Here is an 18,252-nt window from a genome sequence, read left to right as displayed (position 1 = left end):
TGCAATATTGCGCACTTGCGCGTTCCTCGAAGCCCGTAACTTGAGCACTATCGAATCATGTACAGGGACATGCCGGGTCCATGCACGAGATGGATGGTGTGCACCGAGTGTATACATGTAGTGCGCCTGACTTCAAGCGTTCCGCCTCCTAACATTTTCAACGTCTCAGTATATGGAATCTCTGCAGCTCAACCTTGATTGCGGATGCCGCGCAACGTTAGATTGCTCACAGCCGGGTCCTGCGACCGAGATGGAACAGAGTAGGCAAGCGAAACCGCTTGCGGACGAAGGAGTTCCATCATGTCAAAGAAGTCCCTCTTGCCAGTGGCCGCACTGTTAGCCACGATTGGCACACTATCTGCGTGCGGCGAATCAGGCTCAGACGCCGATGTCGACACCGAAGTCAATATCCTCGGATACGCCGCTCTCTTCCAGGACAAATACACAGAATCGGTGATAGACCAATTCGAGCAAGAACATTCCGACATTAACGTCAACTATGTCTCCGTGCACAGCAGCGCAGAAATGCTAGGAAAGCTTCGCACTGAGAAGTCTAAGCCAACAATCGATGTCACGATCATGGATAGCTCGATCGCCAACACCGGAAACAAGGAAGGTCTTTTCTCAACAATCTCGGAAGACGACGTGCCCAATCTCAAGAATGTCATCGAAATGGGTCAGAACGCGGATGGCTACGGGCCAGCCGTGACATTCGACAATCTGGTTGTCCTCTACAACACCGAGAAAGTCAACCAGGCACCAAAGGGAATCGGCGACCTCTGGAACGCCCCTGACAAATCCCTCGCGGTACCCGCTCCTCCAAACGTGCAGGGCCTTGCTCTAACCGCACTTACGGCAGACAACCTCGGTACGGATTACAAACAAGACATTACCCCCGCCATCGACAAGCTCGGAGAGCTCGCGCCGAAGGTCACCACATGGGATCCCCAGCCAGACGTCTACCAACCAGTCTCTGAGGGTCAGGCTCAGTATTCAACCGGGTGGAACGCCAGAGCCCAAGTGTTCGCTGACGAATCTGACGGTGCCTTGGGGGTTGTCCAACCTGAAGACGGTATCGCGTTCCAGACCAACACCATCAACGAGGTCGAAAACGCGAAGAACCCCGGAGCGGCGAAAACCTTCATCGACTACGCACTCTCCAAAGAGGCACAGGAATCATTCGCGGACGCCATGTTCTACGCCCCGACCGTATCCAACACAGAACTCTCGGCCGGTACGAAGAAGCGCGTCGCCTCCACAGACGATCCGAAAATCGTCGATATCGACTGGAACTGGATGTCCGATCACCGCGATGCTTGGACCGACCAGTGGCGCCGTGGCGTCATCGGAGGATGACGATGGTTACAAACAGTTCTTATTTGTCTATCCGCAACTTGCAGAAGCAGTACCCCAAAACGTCAACCCCTGCGGTTGATGACGTGTGCCTCGACGTGCTCGAAGGAGAACTGATCGCACTGCTCGGTCCATCCGGCTGCGGTAAAACGACGACCTTGAGAATGGTCGCGGGCCTCCTCGACCCAAGTGACGGCGAGATTCATGTGAACGGTAGAGACGTGGTAGCTGTCCCAGTTCACAAGCGAGGAATGGGAATGGTGTTTCAGTCCTACGCTCTGTTCCCCCACATGAATATTGCAGAGAACGTTGCTTTCGGCCTGCAGATGCAGAAACTACCTCGTGGTGATGTAAATCGCAAAGCTCTCGAAGCGCTCGAGATGGTGCAATTGTCCCACCTGAAAGATCGACGACCGGCAGAGCTATCTGGAGGGCAACAACAACGAGTTGCACTCGCCCGCGCTCTCGCAATCGAGCCGACGTTGCTGCTGCTTGATGAGCCATTGTCAAATCTCGACGCTAAACTACGGGAAGCAATGCGCCATGAGATCCGGTCGATTCAACAGCGGCTGGGGACGACGACTCTGTTCGTCACACATGATCAGGACGAGGCCCTCGACATGGCTGACCGGATCGCGATTCTCAATAACGGAAGAATTGAGCAGTACGCACCCCCAAACGTGATTTATGATCAGCCAGCGACTCGATTCGTCGCCAATTTTGTTGGGAAGGCGAATTTCCTCGATGCTGAGCATGTCATGCCGCTCGGAGGAGACCAATACCGGGTCCAGACGAGAGAGTTCGGTGAACTCGATGTCCGAGGAACTGCGACTCTAGATTTGACTCACGCAAGCCTAGTCATCAGACCCCACCGAATGTTCATGCAATCCGTGAACGAAGCTGCACATATGTCGGGGCCGTCGACGGTCGGTGAGGTCATCACGACGAGCTACACGGGCAACGTGCAAAGTTACGAGGTCCGCATTGACGTAGACACCATTCTTAGGGTTGATGAGCTTACTGACGCCACAACGACACTGAGCACCGGAGATCGTGTGTACCTCAGTTTCGACGCGGGTGAGGCATACCTAGTTTCGGAATCGGGAGGAGCTGATCATGACGTTGACACAAATGGGCAGTAGGAAGCGTGTCTCTGGATTTCGAGACAGAAGGCGTTGGGAGCTCTTCGGGCTTCTCCTACCAGGTCTTTTAGGCATAACTATCGCGTTTGTCCTTCCTGTGATCGTGATGGCGAGGATGTCTCTCAACACTCACGGCGCCGGTGGGCAATTGGTCGAGTCATTCAGTTTGAGTGCGTATCAGAGTGCTTTGGCAGATGCCTTCTATTGGCAGGTTGTCGGAAACACGCTCCTCCTGGGTCTCGGTTGTGGGGCAGCTGCCACCATCCTGTCCTACCCACTTGCCTTGTTCCTCGTGAGAACGACTTCTAAGTGGAAAGGGGTGTTGATCGCGCTGGCGATCGCGCCACTACTCACCTCTGCTGTCGCTCGCACCTACGGCTGGATCGCGATTCTGGGTGACCAAGGCGTAATCAATGATTCACTCCTGTCGTTCGGGTTTCTTGACAGTCCGCTGCAACTGAGCAACAACATGTTTGGCACCACGATCGCCCTTGTGGAAATACTGATGCCTTACGCGATCCTCGCCATGATCTCTGGATTCGGGCGCATCAGTCCTTCCCTCGAGGAAGCAGCTGGTTCCTTAGGTGCCTCAAAGTTCAAAACGTTCTTTCGGATTACACTGCCGCTCTCCCTGCCCGGTGTTTTCACCGGATTCCTGCTGGTCTTCGTTCTAGCTATCAGCTCGTTCGTGACACCAAGGCTCCTCGGGGGTGGCCGGGTGTTTATCCTCGCGACTGAGGTCTACAACGAAGCGACCCAGACGCTGAACTGGCCACTGGCTTCGGCGTTGTCCGTGATCCTACTCGTGGTGTTCGGCGCGATGCTCGTTGTCTACCAACGTCTCGTTGCCAAATTTGAAGGGAAGTAAAACGGCCATGTGGAAAACCCTTAGTCGAGCGACAGTTGCCGTTGTCTACCTGTTCCTATTAGCACCGATCATTGCGGTGGTTCTTATTTCATTCAACGGCTCCGCAAAGCTGTCGATCGATCTAGGTTCACCATCTCTCCAATGGTATGCGAGCATGCTCACCAACAACGGATTTATCGAAGGCGCGAAAGTCAGCTTCATCACCGCAATCATCGTTGCCCTAGTGGTTCTCTGCGTAGGCGTACCGGTGGCTCTTGCTATCGCGCGCTACGAATTCCGCGGAAAGAGTAGTATATCAGGGCTGTTCCTATCACCACTCCTCGTCCCCACCGTGGTGTTGGGCCTGGGTCTCCTTCTAGTCTTCCAACCAGTCGCTCTGACAGGAACCTACGTAGGTATCATCGTTGCGCATTTTGGAATCACTGTGCCTTATGTCATCCGGACCACGTTGATGAGCCTCACAACGAGCGATGTCTCCTGCGAGGAGGCGGCAAAGGTCCATGGCGCCGGCAGCTGGACGACTTTTCGTCGGATCACGTTGCCGATCATTTCGCCTGGACTCATAGCAGGTGCCGTGATGGCGTTCATTATCTCCTTTGACGAAGCCGTCATTTCCCTGTTTGTAGCAGGGGCGGGGCGAACGACCCTGCCAGTGGAGATGTTCAGATATCTTCAGTATCGCTCAGATCCGGGGGTTGCTGCACTGTCAGTCATTCTCATTGCAATTTCCGTAGTCATGGTCATCATCGTTGAGCGCGCTGTTGGGCTGAAGAAGGTGATGAACAGCTAGCTATAACGAGGCCTCCGATTGCCATGACCTGCCCGCCCTTCTCACCAGATGCTTGCAACCGGAAGTGCTTCACCCAGTGGTGACAAGCGCTTTGGCCGCTTCCCTCGCAGTAGTGACGGGTTCCATGAACGAGCGGGTCCCGAGGGTAACAAGTGCGCCCTCGAGAAGTAACTGCAATTGCTGCCCCGTACGCACTGGATCTGAGACAGAAGCTTCTTTGCACAACTCAACGAAGGTGTTAAGCATCCAAGTCTTCTGCTCGGTCACCTCCGTGAGGATTGAGAGTCCTTCGGGATTAGGAGCTACTTCCGCCCGTGCGTTAACCGCGCTGCATCCTTTAGTCGATCGACCGCTGTACCAATTATCGGCGGCATCGAAGACAGCGAGAATTCTGTCGAGCCCGGCCTCAGGAACGAGACTGAGCTGATATTTGAGAGCACGCCGCCACTGCTCCTCACGTCTTCGAAGATATGCAAGCACGAGTTCCTGTTTGGATCCAAACCGCTCATAGAGCGTCTTCTTCGTAATCCCAGACTCCTCGGCAATCCGGTCGACTCCGACTGCATGGATACCGAACTCATAGAAGAGACGCGAAGCAGTTGTAAGGATCCTTTCGGCCGCTGGCGTGAGCCGAAGCGTCTGTTCGTGCTGATCTGTCATCCTGCTATTGTCCCCCACCTAAACAGACCTGTATAGTCATGTTCTGAGATGCGCCAGTCAGTCCAGGTAGTGCTATTTGCATCGGAAAGGAAACGCGAATTGACGAACTTCATGAAGTCGGTAGTTGTGCCCGACCACGGAGGACCGGAAGTGTACGAGATCCGGGAGCAGCCAGTGCCAACTCCAGACAGCGGCCAAGCTCTAGTTCGGGTCAGCCTGGCTGGAGTCAATTATCTTGACGTTGCGCAAAGAACAGGCGCCACCCCATTACAGGCACCGTTCGCAGCAGGCGTCGAGGGCCTCGGAACAGTGACTGACCCCGGAGACACAGGGTTGAACCGAGGTGCACGGGTCGGGTGGCTTGCCGGCGGTCAAGGATCATTCTCGGAATACGCCCTGGTGTCTGCCGACAAGATTGTCGACATTCCAGACCATGTCTCCGACAAGGCAGCAATATCGGCGCTCATGCAAGGAATCACTGCACAATACCTGACGACTACCACTTACCAAGTTTCCAGCAACGACGTTGTACTCGTTCACGCAGCCGCAGGAGGAGTAGGACAGCTACTTACTCAGATGGCGAAGTTGAAGGGCGCCACAGTGTTTGGAACCGTGTCGACACCCGCAAAGGCCGAAATCGCCTTAGGCGCTGGCGCCGACCAGGTATTCGACTACGAAGATTTCGATGTTCGAATCAAGCAGAAAACTGCAGGGCACGGCGCCGATGTGGTGTACGACGGCGTTGGCGCAACGACATTCTCAAAAAGCCTGCGCTCGCTCCGGACTCGAGGCATTTTGGTCAGCATCGGAACCGCAAGCGGACCTGTCCCACAAGTCGATATCAATCAATTGAACGTGGGAGGTTCTCTTTACCTCACACGCCCTACTGTGATGCACCACATCCAAACGCGACACGAGTTGAATAAGCGGGCTGCCGAGGTATTTGGGTTGATCGATGCAGGCAAGATCAAAATTTCAGACGGTCAGTATCGGCCACTCTCTGAAGTCGAGGATGCGTTCCGAACACTGGAGTCGCGCAACAGCACAGGCAAGATCATTCTCAAGCCCTGATTCCAAGAGGAGATACGTGATGAAAGTACAGGAAACTGTCGGTGTGGCGGACGCCCGGAGGGAATACACGCCCATGGCTGATATTGAAGAGATCGGCCGGAACTACGAATATGACATGGCAAAATTCGTGCGCTACTCAAGCACGTTGGAAATCAACTCCGATGCATCGGCACTGTCGGCCTGCCTAGCGTCTGTGTCCCACGCACTCGAAAAGGGCCTTGCCATGGAGGAACCACGACCCGGTTTCGGATTGAGCAAGCTCCCGCTAACAATCGCCTGCATCCGTGAATTGGAAGCACGTGGAATCACTAACGCGATAACCGAGGGAGCCCGTGGATGTCTCCGCGACTACGTCCTATTTCACGATAAGCACGGCTTCGAGCTACCGGCCGAATGGGAAACAGAGTTGCGGACTTTTGCCCGAGAGCCAGGTTCCGCACACTGGCAAGGCGGCTCGACAACTTTGACCCGAGCTGAGATTGAGAGTGCGACAGACTTCGACTATGACAGGTTCATCCAGACCCGATACAGCGCACGGCACTTCACCGGCGAAGATGTGGCACCTGAAGCAATCAAGAAAGCAGTCGGACGAGCACTTAAGACTCCCCGCGTCTGTAACCGGGAAACTCGCCGCGTACATGTTGCATACGGCACCGAGCTGCGTAATCGGCTGCTGACATTCCATCACGGAAACCGAGGCTTTGGACATCGACTCGGGGCAGTATTGATCATCACTTCAGATCTACGTGGTTTCGACATGGTCGGAGAACGGAACCAACCATGGATCGACGGCGGACTCTTCGCGATGTCGCTAGCCTATGCGTTGCACGCCGACCGACTGGGTACCTGCATGATGAACTGGTCTGAAGATTACAAACACGACCAACTGCTCCGTGAACACTTCGACCTGCCCGAACACGAAGTGATCGTCACGTTCCTCGGCGTGGGGCACCTACCCGAAATGCTGGAGGTCGCAGCATCCCCACGACCAAGCGTCAACGAGATCTTGACCGAACTGCAAGAACGCGCCTAGCCCGCCAGAAGTGACCACATGCGACAGCACAAGGAGACCAATGAGAGAATTCCCCGCACCAACTTCGTGGAAAATGTTCGTCAATGGAGAATGGGTCGAAGCTGAAGACAGCACTACCATCGACGTCTTTACTCCGATCGACCGCAACGTCGTCATTGCCACCGTACCTGATGGGAAAGCCGAGGACGCGAACAAGGCAATAACCGCAGCCAGGGCTGCTTTTCCAGATTGGTCTGCGCTGCACTTCAAAGAGCGACAGCGGTTGTTGTCCGCGTGCGCAGACGCACTTGAGTCGGAGTCGGAAGTACTTGCCCAACTGACCGCTCTTGACACAGGCAACGCGCTAAGAACTCAAGCCCGCCCTGAGGCAGCCTCTCTCGTCGAGTTGTTTCGATACATGGCAGGCGTCGCAGCAGAAATAAAGGGCGCCACATTGCCCGCAGGCGACCGGCAGCTTCAATATACGAGACGTGAGCCCCTCGGGGTCGTAGCGGGTATCCTGCCATGGAACTCACCCTTGATGATCGCAGGATTCAAAACGCCAGCGGCGCTAGCCGCGGGGAACACAGTCATTCTCAAGGCCGCTGCTGAGGCGCCCCTGACCATTCTCAAGATGGCCGAAATCATCAGTGACATACTGCCCCCCGGCGTACTCAATGTTGTCACCGGACGAGGCTCGGTGATCGGCGAAGCACTCGTCCAGAGTCCCAAGGTGGACAAAGTATCGTTCACGGGCTCGTCCTCTGTGGGACGACACGTGGCCGAAATTGCCGGTAAGCGCCTTGCTCACTCCTCTATGGAATTAGGTGGAAAGAGCCCCAACATTATCTTCCCTGATGCCGACAATGACGACACCTTGGAACAAGTAATCCTCGCAACACGATTTGCTCGCCAAGGACAATCGTGTACGGCAGGCTCTCGCCTGTTCTTGCACGAGGACATCTACGCAAGTTTCCTCAGTCGCCTCGTTGACCGGATCGCTAAAATGAAGGTCGGCGATCCGCGTGAAGAAGCAAGCGATATCGGATGCGTCATCAACCAAAAACAATACGACCAAATTTCTAGATATATTGAGTCAGGAAAGTCTATGCCCGGGGTCGAAATCGCCTACGACGGTAGTGCAAATTTGGACGTGAACGAGGCGGGCTTCTATCATGCACCAATCGTTTTCTCCCGATCGAGAAACGATTGGGAAACGAGTCAAGAAGAGATCTTCGGTCCAGTGCTTTCTGTCATTCCGTGGACAAATCTCGATGAGGTCATTCACCTATCGAATGACAGCGATTACGGACTAGCAGCATACATCTTTACTCAAGATCTCGACAAGGCTCTGACGACAGCCTCCAGAATTCAGTCAGGCTGGGTTCAGATCAATCAAGGTGGTGGGCAAGTCGTCGGCCAATCTTATGGTGGGTATAAAGCTTCCGGGTTCGGACGTGAAGCATCACTTGAGGGTGTACTCGAGGGATTCACGCAAATAAAACAAATCAATGTGAGCCTTAACTAGTCCGGTACCAAAAATTTCCTATTTGCGCCTCCACTCGCTCATACCATTCATGAAATGTCGCCAGCCTCGGACACGAAGAGGACTAGTTGCTCTCAGATCTACTCTTGAAAGAAGATGCGCTTTGACCACCGACAAGATTGACCCACCGTCCACGAACTTGACTATTTCCATTTCAGAAAGAGAAAAGCGAGCTGGGCGTAGGGCTCACGCACTTGACCGCCAACATGTCTTTCATTCCTGGCAAGCCCAGGGTCTGTTCGAACCCATGACAATCCTCCGTGCCGAAGGTTCGTACGTTTGGGACGGAGAAGGTAATAAACTTCTTGATCTTTCCTCCCAACTAGTGAACACAAATGTCGGACACCAACATCCGAAGGTGATCTCGGCCATCCAAGAGCAGGCCGCACGCTTGTGTACTATCGCCCCGCAGCATGTCAACGAAGCTCGTTCCGAAGCAGCGCGGCTGATCACTGAGATCACTCCTGACAGTCTCGACCACGTATTTTTCACAGTGGGCGGTGCCGACGCAAACGAACATGCAATCCGTATGGCAAGGCTTCACACCGGACGTACGAAGGTCCTTTCTGCCTTTCGGAGCTACCACGGTGGAACCCAGCTCGCCATCAACGTCACCGGCGACCCTAGGCGATTTGCCAATGATTACTCTTCTGAGGGTGTTATACACTTCATGCCTGCGTACCTGTACCGGTCCTACTTTGGTTCAATCACTGAAGAAGAAGAGACTCAGCGCGCGCTGCAGCATCTTGAGGACATGATCCTCCTTGAGGGGCCGAGCACCATTGCTGCGCTTATTCTCGAAACAGTGCCAGGGACGGCAGGGGTCTACGGTCCGCCCGATGGATACCTCGCAGGTGTCCGAGAATTGACCAGGAAACACGGAATCGTGTTCATCGCTGACGAAGTAATGGCAGGGTTTGGTCGCACGGGCGAATGGCTAGCAATTGACAATTGGAGCATTAAACCTGATCTGATCACTTTCGCAAAAGGCGTGAACTCAGGATATGTCCCCCTCGGCGGAGTCGCTATTTCAGACGAAATATTTGAGACATTTCGCCTGCGACCATTCCCGGGCGGGAATACCTACTCAGGACATCCTCTAGCATGTGCGGCTGTCGTCGCTACACTTACCGTAATGAGAAGCGAAGGCATGGTCAAGAATGCAAAGCGTCTCGGTACTGAGATTATAGGGCCGACGCTCCACGAGCTAGCCGAACGTCATCCCTCAATCGGTGATGTACGAGGACTCGGCTGTATGTGGGCTGTCGAACTTGTGAAGGACCGCGACAGCAAAGAGCCGTTAGCGGCCTACGGCGGCACCTCGCCGGAAATGAACCAAGTAGTGTCGGCGTTGAAAGGCGAGAATGTGTTGCCGTTCGCAAATTTCAATCGCGTACACGTCGTGCCTCCACTCAACATCTCCGATGAAGATATGCATTTGGGACTAAGAGCTCTCGACCGCGCGCTCGACGTTGCTGATTCATTCACTACACAATCTTGACAAATTGGCCGCTCGGGCCCTGAGTGTTCATACTCTCGGCGACGTGGCGACCTAGTAACACGTAACTTGGAGAGGATTAGGCGGCTCTGAGTAGGTTTCTACTTGTACTCGCCACGCCCTGCCGCTCGTCGGTTGAGGAGCGGCAGGGCCGTAACGGCACGGCACGGCCGGGTACAGAACACGCGCGGTGCCAACAAGGCGAATCAAAACAGCAGAGAAAAAGTCGAAGACTTGGACGAGTCTTCGATCAGCATCGTTTTCGGGCCATCAAGGACCCAGAACGTTGGCGGATGATGCCGGGCAGCGCCAACAGGTTCTTTGGGGACAGTCGACTCGTTCTCATCTTCCAGTCCATTCGTGGCGGCGCCAGGATGCACTGTACAGCTTGCGAGCAGGAAGGGTCCCATCGAGGCCGCGCGCGGCGCGCAGAACCCACCCAAGGCCCATACCGCGGCCAGCAACTCGAATGGCAACGCCCAGATGCCGGCCGCGGTATGGGCTTCAGCGAAGAGAAGGAGCGCGGGCGTATCAGTCAAGCGCTCTGCACGCGCTAGAACAAGCTCTCCGCATATACTTCGGGCCGGTTCGCCGATGATAAGTCGTCTGCGACACGAAGATTCTCTCCCACCCACTTCAACGCTCGAATCTACTCGACAAGGCGCGGATGGGTTGTTCACCGTCGGTCTGGACATACCCGTCGATACCAGGCCAGTATTTCAGCGAGACAAATACGATGACGCTATCGGTGAAAAGACCCTCCGGGCTGCAGTTGGGACGGTCCCTATTGTGATAGTCCACATCGTGGATCCTCCCTATCGCCTGTCGAAGTGATACCGGTTCTGCCTGGTCATCCAGAGTTTGAAGGTAGGCCGATCGTCGCTGCGCTCTACAGCTGCTGGCGCAGAAAGAGCCAAGCGCGAGGTCGCTGATGTTCGCTTCCTGCTGGACCGGCAGCCCTATCTCGAAAGCTACCAGTGTCCGTCACAAGCCTCGGTGGGTCCGAGCAGCTCACCGAGGCATGCGACGGAGAAGATGCCGTCGAAGATGGGATTGACCCCTTCGAGACGGTCTTTAGACGTGACCGGGACGGGGCCGAGTGCCTCGATCGTAAACGTGCTCCTACTCGGCAAGGAGCAGAGTGCGTGTCAGTTCGATTGGTACTGCACCGGGGCGGAGGCCTCGATCAGAGCCGGGGTCAACTTCGAGGGCAGGGCGAGGTCGCCGTCCTTGATCGACAAGGTCGGGTGGCGCTGCATCTGTTTGACCGCCAGCGCCTGTACCCCGGGGGTGTTCAATGCCCGGACGAGTGCGGTGCGGGCAATTTGCTCGCGGCGGTCGTGCGGGGTGAAAAGGGTGCGGGACCGGCCGACGAGGTTGTGCTGGTTGGACACGTGCGGGTACATGCGCTCGTTCCACGCTGCCAGCGCCGCGGGTACGTCCCGGGGATGCTGCTCGAGGAACGTGCCCAGCAAGTCCCCTCCTGCGAGGGCGCAGGAAGCCCCGTAGCCGGAGTAGAGCGTCATGCACCAGGCGGAGTCGCCGACCAGGACGACCCGTCCGGTGTGGAACTGGCGCATACGGATCTGCTGTGCGGAGTCGAACACGGTGTGCTCGGTTGCGGCGAAGTGCTCCAGCGCCTCGCCGAGGAACGGCCCGGGCGAACTGGTGGTGAAGGCGCGCTGCACGGAGTCGACCGCGCCGCGCTGCAGCTCGGCCGCCGGGTCGTCGGTGCGGTAGGAGAACAGCATGCTGGGGGCATGGTTGGTGAACGAGAACGTCCAGAACGACCGACCGGGCTCGGCGAGCACGACGCTGTCGCTGTCGGGGATGCCGGTCAGCTGCGGCTCCAGAAGGGCGGTCGCGACCATGTAGTTCAACGGGGTGAGGTAGTTGGCGTCGGGGCCGAACGCGAGGCGGCGGATGCTCGAGCGCATCCCGTCGGCCCCGACAACGAGCCCGAACCGCTCCATGTACTCGTCCCCGGTAGTCGCGTCGCGCAGGGTGACGTCGACGCCGTCGGGGTCCTGGTGCAGGTCGACGGGGCTGGTGGAGTACCGGATGTCCAGGCCCTCGGGCAGCCCCTTGTACAGGCCGTCCTCGACGTCGCCGCGCAGCAGGATCCAGGGGGCGGCGGAGGGGATGGTGCCGAAGCCGAGGCCAGGGCGTTTGCGGCCCTTGCGGTCGATCTCCCAGCTGTGGTGGTCGGGGTTGGTGCGGTTCTCGATGAGGTCGAGGACGCCGAGGCGTTCGGCGGCGATGCGGCCGGTGCCGAACAGGGCGATGAAGTGTCCTCCGGGGCGGCGCGCTGGGGCGCGCTCGATCACGACCGGCTCCCACCCGGCCTGGTGGAGGCGGATGGCGGTGGACATTCCGGCGATGCCGAGGCCGACGACGAGGACGCGACGGCTGGTGTCTTGAGTGGTGGGCATGTGTGTGTTTTCCTTCCTTTGACGCTGTACGAAGCGTGGGTGGTGGGCGGGGCTCAGGGCGTGGGGCGCAGAGGCCTCAAGGGTTGGGTGGTCGTCGCGTAGACGAGCAGCTGGGCGAGCTCGGTGGGGCGGCTAAGGAACGGGGAGTGGGAGGCGTCGATGGTCAACGGTTCCACGCCGAGGCGGTCGGTGACGAGGTCGGAGAGCCACCGCGGCTGGGAGCGGTCCTGCAGGCAGCGGATGAAACTGCGCGGCAGGTCGGCTTCCCAGAAGTCCGGGACGGACAGGGGCACTGTGCCCTCCTCGCCGAATCGCTCCGGGGTGAGGTGCTCGAACGCCCACCGGGCGGTGTCCCCATCGCAGTCGTGGAAGAAGAACTCCCGCGCACCCTCGAGGTCGGCGAACTGCATCGACCCGTCGGCGTTGAACTGGAGGTGCTCGCGCATCCCCGTCACGTCCACGCCGCTGCGACCAGAGCCCGCATCGGGGTGGGTGGAGCTGGCCTCGGGCTGTGTCCTGCCCTCGATCGGCAGGGCAGCTGCGAGGTAGACCACGTGGCTGACCAGGTCGGGGCGGGCGTCCGCGGCGCGGGTGACCTCGTGGCCTCCTCCGGAGTGGCCGACCAGAACGTCCCCGGGCTCGAGGACGGAGGTGACCGCGTCGAGGCGGTTCTGGAGCGTCGCAACCTCCCCGGCCCGCTGGCCGTGGCCGGGGAGGTCGACGGCGATGGCCCGGTGGCCGAGGTGCTCCAGCTCGGGGAGGGTGCGGTCCCAGCACCAGGCTCCGTGGAATCCTCCGTGGACTAGGACGAATCTCATGGTGGTCTCCTCTGTGTTGTCGGTGGTGGGTGTGTGTCGTAGGGGCGTGCTCATGCCAGGCGGGAGGACCAGCCGCCGTCGACGGGGACGACGACGCCGGTGACGAACGAGGCCAGGTCGGAGGCGAGGAACGCCGCGACCTGGGCCTGCTCGATCGGAGTTCCGGGGCGGCCGAGCGCGGCCTTGGCGCTGAGCTGCTCGAACGCCACTGCGGGGATGTTGCGGTTCTTCTCGCTGAGCGTGAACCCGGGTGCGACGGCGTTGACCCGGATGCCCTGCTTGCCGTAATGGACCGCGTAGGAGCGAGTGGCGGCGTTGATGCCGGCTTTCGACGAGGAGTAGGCAAAGGAGATCTTCTCGTCGACGGCGAACGAGGCTGCCGACGAGAAGTTCACGATCGCCCCTCCCCCGTTGGGTGCCACGACCCGCACGGCGTGCTTGTCGACCAGCAGCGTGCCCCGCAGGTGGACCTGGGTGATCGACTCGTACTCCTCGACGGTGAGCTCGTCGCCGCGCTTGCCGCCGGGGTTGCCGGCGATGTTGACGAGGACGTCGACCCGGCCGAACACCTCGAGCGCGCGGGCGAACATGGCCTCGATGTCCTCCTCCCGGGTCATGTCGACGTGGAACGCGACCGCGTTCTCGCCGAGCTCGGCGGCGGTGTCATGCTCGTGGCCGCTGACGTCGGCGATGAGGACCTTCGCGCCCTCGTCGACGAACAGGCGGGCGGTGATCGCGCCGATGCCGCGTCCGGCCCCGGTGATCACCGCCACCTTGTCCTTGAGCAGGCCGTGGCCGCCCGAGGAGGCGGGGAGGGGTTCGCGGGTGATGTCAGTCATGAAGGTCGCAATCTGCTCGAGGGTGAGTGGGTCGGTGCCGACCGTGGCGGGAGCGCCGGTGCCGGTGGGCGGATCAGTGGCCATGCGCGGCCTCTGGAACGTCGGCGCTCTTCTTCGGCAGGAACGCGGCCAGCAGGAGCGCGAGGAGCGCGCCTGCGCAGCCGATCGCCATGATCACTCGGAAACCGTCGGCCGACGGCAGGGCGTGGTCGCCGACGGTGATGACCATCTGCGCGAGGATCACGCCGGAGAGCGCGCTGGCCAGCGACGAGCCGATCGAGCGCAGCAGAGCGTTGAGGCTGTTCGCCGCACCGGTCTCGGAGCGGGGCACCGCGCCCATGATCAGCAGCGGCAGCGCGCCGTAGGCGATGCCGATGCCCGCGCCGATGATGCAGGAGACGATGATCAGCTGCCACAGCTCGTTCATCATCACGATGTTCAGCCCGTACCCGACAGCGACGACCACTGCGCCGATCATCAGCGCGGCCTTCGGGCCGAGCGTCCGGGAGATCCGCGCCGACAAGGGGGCGGCGCACATGATGACGATGCCCTGCGGGGTCATCACCAGGCCTGCCTGCAGGAGGGTGCCGCCGATGCCGTATCCGGTGGCCTCGGGCATCTGCACGATCTGCGGGACGATGAGCTGGATCGCCAGGGACGCGAACCCGAAGGCGATGCCAGCGAGGTTGGTGAACAGCACCTGCCGCTTCGCGGTGGTGCGCAGGTCGACCATCGGCTCCTTCGTGCGCAGCTGGTAGAACCCCCAGAAGAGGAACACGACCACAGCGGCGATGAACAGTCCGATCGTCAGGCCCGCCCCCCAGCCCCAGTCGCCGCCCTTGGAGATGGCGAGCATCAGGCAGAGCAGGCCGATCGACAGGCCGATCGCGCCGAGGAAGTCGAACCGACCGCCCGCGCGCTGCGCGGACTCGGGGACCGTGGCCAGGACCAGGACGAGGGAGACGACGCCGAGGATCGCCGCGGTCCAGAACAGGGCGTGCCAGTCGAAGCTCTCGGCGACGAACGCCGCCGCGGGCAGGCCGATGGCCGCGCCGATGCCCAGGGACGCGCTCATCACGGACGTGGCGGTGGGCAGCTTCTCGTTCGGCAGCAGGTCGCGCATGATGCTGATGGCCAGCGGGATGAACCCCATCGCCAGGCCCTGCAGCAGGCGGCCGGCGATCATCGGCACCAGCGTGCTCGACAGTGCCGCGATCAGGGAGCCTGCGATCAGCAGCGAGAGGCTGATGATCATCATCCGCCGCTTGCCGAACATATCCCCCAACCGGCCCATCAGCGGGGTCGCGACTGCCGCGGCCAGCAGCGTCGCCGTCACCACCCACGCGGTGTCCGACGCCGGTGCGCCCAGGTACTCGGGCAGCTTCGCCACGATCGGCAGCACGAGCGTCTGCATTAGCGCGACGACGATGCCTGAGAACGCGAGCACGAAGATCACCAGGTTCGGGCGCGCCTTCGGCGCGCCCCCTGCCCCCGTCTTCGTCTCGGGCAACGACATGGTCTCTGTCATGGTTCCTCCTCGGGTTGCACCCACCAGATATAAGTCATTTGATTTAGTCAAGCGATACCTAGCGTAGCACAACTTCAATCACTTGACTTACTGAGGTAGGGTTGAGGCAACTGATTGAGGAACGAGGGGCGGCTATGACCGAGACGAACACGGTTCACCACCGGCGCGACGAGGCGTCGAGCAGGACCCGCGAACGACTGCTGGAGGCGGCCGAGCAGCTGTTCGCCGAGCGCGGCATCCAGGCCGTGTCGAATCGGCAGATCAGCGAGGCCGCAGGACAGGGCAACAACACGGCCGTGAGCTACCACTTCGGCAGCAAGGAGGACCTCGTCAGGGCGATCCTGGAGAAGCACTCCCAGCGGATCTCCGCGATCCGGGCCGGCCTGATCGACAGCATCCGCGACCGCGGGGACCTCCGCGAGTGGGTGGCGGTGGCCGTGCGGTCGGTGACCGAGCACCTGAAGGACCTCGGGCAGCCGTCGTGGTATGCGCGGTTCGTCGCGCAGATCACAGCCGATCCCGCCTACCACCGCCTGGACGCCCAGACCTACCTCGCCGACGCGCCCTCGCTGCGCGACCTCCAGGAGGGCCTGTCGCAGTGCCTGCCGGACCTCTCCGATCCGGTGGCCGCCACGCGCAGCGCCATGACCCGCTATCTCATCACCCAGGCCACCGTCGACCGGGAGCGTCGGCTCGCCGAGGGCACCGCGCCTGGCCTGGGCACCTGGGATGACATCGCCGACGGGCTCGTCGACACCATCGTCGCGGTCTGGAGCGCGCCTGCGACGCCCGGCGCGGCACTGGCGCCCGCGCAGGACCGCGCGGACGGCGCACGCGCTCGGGAGGCCGAGCGGTTCGCGTTCGCCCGGCGCATGCGCGAGGACTTCGCCCGACTCATGATGGAGTACCGCTTCGCCGTCGACGAGGTCCTCACCAAAGTCACTATCCTGCGCGACGAGTTCCTGCACCTGCACCGCTACAACCCGATCGAGCATGTCTCCTCGCGGGTCAAGACCGCCAAAAGCATCCTCGAGAAGGTAGTCCGACGCCGACTCGACCCCAGCCTGCCCGAGATCCGCGAGAAGATCACCGACATCGCCGGCATCCGCATCACCTGCAGTTTCGTCGCCGACACTTACCACATCCTCGACGCCCTCACCAGCCAGGACGACGTCCGGGTCCTCGAGATCAAGGACTACATCCAGGACCCCAAGCCCAGCGGCTACAAGAGCCTGCACGCAATCATCGAGATCCCCGTGTTCCTCTCCACCGGCGCGGTCGCCGTGCCCGTCGAAGTCCAGATCCGCACCATCGCGATGGACTTCTGGGCCAGCCTCGAGCACAAGATCTTCTACAAGTATGACGGAGCCGTCCCCGACCATCTCGCCGCCGACCTCGCCGACGCCGCGCAAGCCGCCGAGCAGCTCGATCACCGCATGGAGCAGCTCCACACCGAAGCCCACAGCTCATCCGAAGAGGCAGACACGGACGCCAACCCCGTTGACATAGACGACGCACTCCTGCACAACCTATGGGAACTGTCGAAGCAGAAGATTTAGGATTATCAGTCGTAGGTAGATCCCTTATTTGAGCTTCGTCGTCTGCTGGAAAAGGTAGCTGCTTGAGCCTAGCCTCTTCCGACAGTCCCTTCAATCTAAGAGATGCCGCACCTCGGCAAGTCCGTACTCGTAAAACGCGCTCGTTGAAGACGGGGCCGGACCCTGGATGGATTCTCAGTGGGTGAAGATCAATCCGAACTTGCGCGACAACGAGTTCGAGCGAGGGGTGCCCTATAGTTTTCAGTTTTCATTAGGGGGAAGGCCGCGATATCTTCTAGCAGTTGGCGAAGCCAAGGAGCTCAGCGGTCTAATCGCTAAGCTCGGCAACGGCCGAGCGTGTTCGAACAATTCGGCATCGGCATCGATCCCGCCGCGGAGACCCTCATAGTCGCCGGCGACAAACCCGAGCGCATCAAATGCGAAGCCTCATTCGCTAAACTGGCTGGCCTCCGCCCCATTCCCCCAGGCTCGGAAACGACCAGCGGGGAAAATCAGACCAACCACAGCGGCCGAAAGTTGGGGATCTTGTCCTGCGGTGCTGACTCGCGCGTATCTCAGGAGCAAAGATTTCCAGATTGATTCGTAAACCCTGAAAGGTCACGATCATGAGGCTATTTAGGGCGCGACGCGTTAAAGAGACACCTATCGGCCCGTCACCTAGCTTCGTCGAGGTGCTGGCGGCCCTTCGACCCGGGCGGCGTACAAATCTAAAGGCCTGAGCGGCAGCAGGAGCCCCTGGCTTGCAAGCGGCGTCCGAGCAATAATCAGAACGGGATCGACGATCCCAACTCTTGCGATCATAGGATCCAGCTTCTCTGCTCGCATTCAAATCGTGCTCACCTGTTCCGCCTGGTCATCTAGAGTTGCGGCCCCCACTTGTCGTTGCGCGGAAGAGAAGACGAAGCGCACAGGTCAGCTTCCGCAGCCAAGGTTCATAAAAAGGCATGGAGCGGCTCAAAGTGAGTTTGACCATGCCCGAATCGCGCTATAGGGATGCCACGTCGCAGGGAGTAGGTCGTACGCGCATGCTCACAGGCGCACACTGCGTCTGCCGATATGAGATTCTAACCGCCATACACTCTGTCGAACTGACCTTGGGCAATGCATGCCACACTAAGCGGCAACCTACCCTTAAC

16 protein-coding genes and 1 pseudogene are annotated in these 18,252 nt (G+C 59.5%); 11 read left to right on the top strand and 6 right to left on the bottom strand.

Annotated features, from left to right (window positions below):
* The first annotated feature begins 300 nt into the window (after window positions 1–300).
* Genes LQ788_RS06300 through LQ788_RS06285 form a run of 4 tightly spaced genes read left to right on the top strand, consistent with a single transcriptional unit; the run spans window position 301 to window position 4,153 of the window.
* Window positions 301–1,356 (top strand): extracellular solute-binding protein, encoded by a 1,056-nt coding sequence (locus tag LQ788_RS06300; protein ID WP_231445972.1) that lies wholly within the window; start codon window positions 301–303, stop codon window positions 1,354–1,356.
* Window positions 1,357–1,358: 2 nt separating this feature from the next.
* Entirely contained in the window at window positions 1,359–2,495 is a 1,137-nt protein-coding gene (locus LQ788_RS06295) for an ABC transporter ATP-binding protein (protein ID WP_231445971.1), read from the top strand.
* Window positions 2,470–3,363, top strand: a complete 894-nt coding sequence (locus tag LQ788_RS06290; RefSeq protein WP_231445969.1) for an ABC transporter permease — start codon at window positions 2,470–2,472, stop codon at window positions 3,361–3,363. Before LQ788_RS06295 ends, LQ788_RS06290 begins: the two co-directional genes overlap by 26 nt.
* Window positions 3,364–3,370: 7 nt before the next feature.
* Window positions 3,371–4,153 carry an ABC transporter permease gene (locus tag LQ788_RS06285; RefSeq protein ID WP_231445967.1) on the top strand — a complete coding sequence of 261 codons (783 nt, stop codon included), beginning with the start codon at window positions 3,371–3,373 and terminating at the stop codon, window positions 4,151–4,153.
* 69 nt (window positions 4,154–4,222) lie between these two features.
* Here LQ788_RS06285 and LQ788_RS06280 read toward each other — a convergent pair whose 3' ends face one another.
* Entirely contained in the window at window positions 4,223–4,813 is a 591-nt protein-coding gene (locus LQ788_RS06280; RefSeq protein ID WP_231445965.1) for a TetR/AcrR family transcriptional regulator, read from the bottom strand.
* A 99-nt stretch (window positions 4,814–4,912) separates the two neighbouring features.
* Between LQ788_RS06280 and LQ788_RS06275 the strand changes: the two genes are divergently transcribed.
* From LQ788_RS06275 to LQ788_RS06260, 4 genes are all read left to right on the top strand, one after another.
* On the top strand, window positions 4,913–5,884 hold the full coding sequence (locus LQ788_RS06275) for a quinone oxidoreductase family protein (RefSeq protein ID WP_231445964.1): 972 nt from the start codon (window positions 4,913–4,915) through the stop codon (window positions 5,882–5,884).
* 19 nt (window positions 5,885–5,903) lie between these two features.
* Window positions 5,904–6,917 carry a nitroreductase family protein gene (locus LQ788_RS06270; protein ID WP_231445963.1) on the top strand — a complete coding sequence of 338 codons (1,014 nt, stop codon included), beginning with the start codon at window positions 5,904–5,906 and terminating at the stop codon, window positions 6,915–6,917.
* Window positions 6,918–6,957: 40 nt separating this feature from the next.
* Window positions 6,958–8,424: an aldehyde dehydrogenase family protein gene (locus LQ788_RS06265; protein WP_231445962.1), complete on the top strand. Its 1,467-nt coding sequence runs from the start codon at window positions 6,958–6,960 to the stop codon at window positions 8,422–8,424.
* 136 nt (window positions 8,425–8,560) lie between these two features.
* Window positions 8,561–9,943: an aspartate aminotransferase family protein gene (locus tag LQ788_RS06260; RefSeq protein ID WP_231447351.1), complete on the top strand. Its 1,383-nt coding sequence runs from the start codon at window positions 8,561–8,563 to the stop codon at window positions 9,941–9,943.
* Between the two features lie 203 nt (window positions 9,944–10,146).
* Here LQ788_RS06260 and LQ788_RS06255 read toward each other — a convergent pair whose 3' ends face one another.
* From LQ788_RS06255 to LQ788_RS06235, 5 genes are all read right to left on the bottom strand, one after another.
* Window positions 10,147–10,479 (bottom strand): hypothetical protein, encoded by a 333-nt coding sequence (locus tag LQ788_RS06255; protein WP_231445961.1) that lies wholly within the window; start codon window positions 10,477–10,479, stop codon window positions 10,147–10,149.
* Between the two features lie 609 nt (window positions 10,480–11,088).
* Window positions 11,089–12,372, bottom strand: coding sequence for an FAD-dependent monooxygenase (locus LQ788_RS06250; protein ID WP_231445960.1), 1,284 nt, complete (start codon window positions 12,370–12,372; stop codon window positions 11,089–11,091).
* Between the two features lie 53 nt (window positions 12,373–12,425).
* Window positions 12,426–13,190: an alpha/beta hydrolase gene (locus tag LQ788_RS06245; protein WP_231445959.1), complete on the bottom strand. Its 765-nt coding sequence runs from the start codon at window positions 13,188–13,190 to the stop codon at window positions 12,426–12,428.
* A gap of 50 nt (window positions 13,191–13,240) precedes the next feature.
* Entirely contained in the window at window positions 13,241–14,113 is an 873-nt protein-coding gene (locus LQ788_RS06240; RefSeq protein ID WP_231445957.1) for an SDR family NAD(P)-dependent oxidoreductase, read from the bottom strand.
* Window positions 14,103–15,557 (bottom strand): MFS transporter, encoded by a 1,455-nt coding sequence (locus LQ788_RS06235; RefSeq protein WP_231445955.1) that lies wholly within the window; start codon window positions 15,555–15,557, stop codon window positions 14,103–14,105. Before LQ788_RS06235 ends, LQ788_RS06240 begins: the two co-directional genes overlap by 11 nt.
* 134 nt (window positions 15,558–15,691) lie before the next feature.
* Between LQ788_RS06235 and LQ788_RS06230 the strand changes: the two are divergent.
* The 3 genes and pseudogenes from LQ788_RS06230 to LQ788_RS19935 all read left to right on the top strand — a co-directional run.
* Window positions 15,692–15,886, top strand: a pseudogene (locus tag LQ788_RS06230) (TetR family transcriptional regulator); the annotation flags it as partial.
* Between the two features lie 543 nt (window positions 15,887–16,429).
* On the top strand, window positions 16,430–17,116 hold the full coding sequence (locus LQ788_RS06225; RefSeq protein WP_231447349.1) for a GTP pyrophosphokinase: 687 nt from the start codon (window positions 16,430–16,432) through the stop codon (window positions 17,114–17,116).
* A 336-nt stretch (window positions 17,117–17,452) separates the two neighbouring features.
* Window positions 17,453–17,695 (top strand): transposase, encoded by a 243-nt coding sequence (locus LQ788_RS19935; protein ID WP_394801330.1) that lies wholly within the window; start codon window positions 17,453–17,455, stop codon window positions 17,693–17,695.
* Window positions 17,696–18,252 lie beyond the last annotated feature (557 nt).

This window comes from Brevibacterium zhoupengii (assembly GCF_021117425.1).
GTDB classification, from domain to species: Bacteria; Actinomycetota; Actinomycetes; order Actinomycetales; family Brevibacteriaceae; genus Brevibacterium; species Brevibacterium zhoupengii.
Note: the sequence above shows the minus strand (reverse complement) of the source record. Positions and strands in the feature narration are given on the sequence as shown.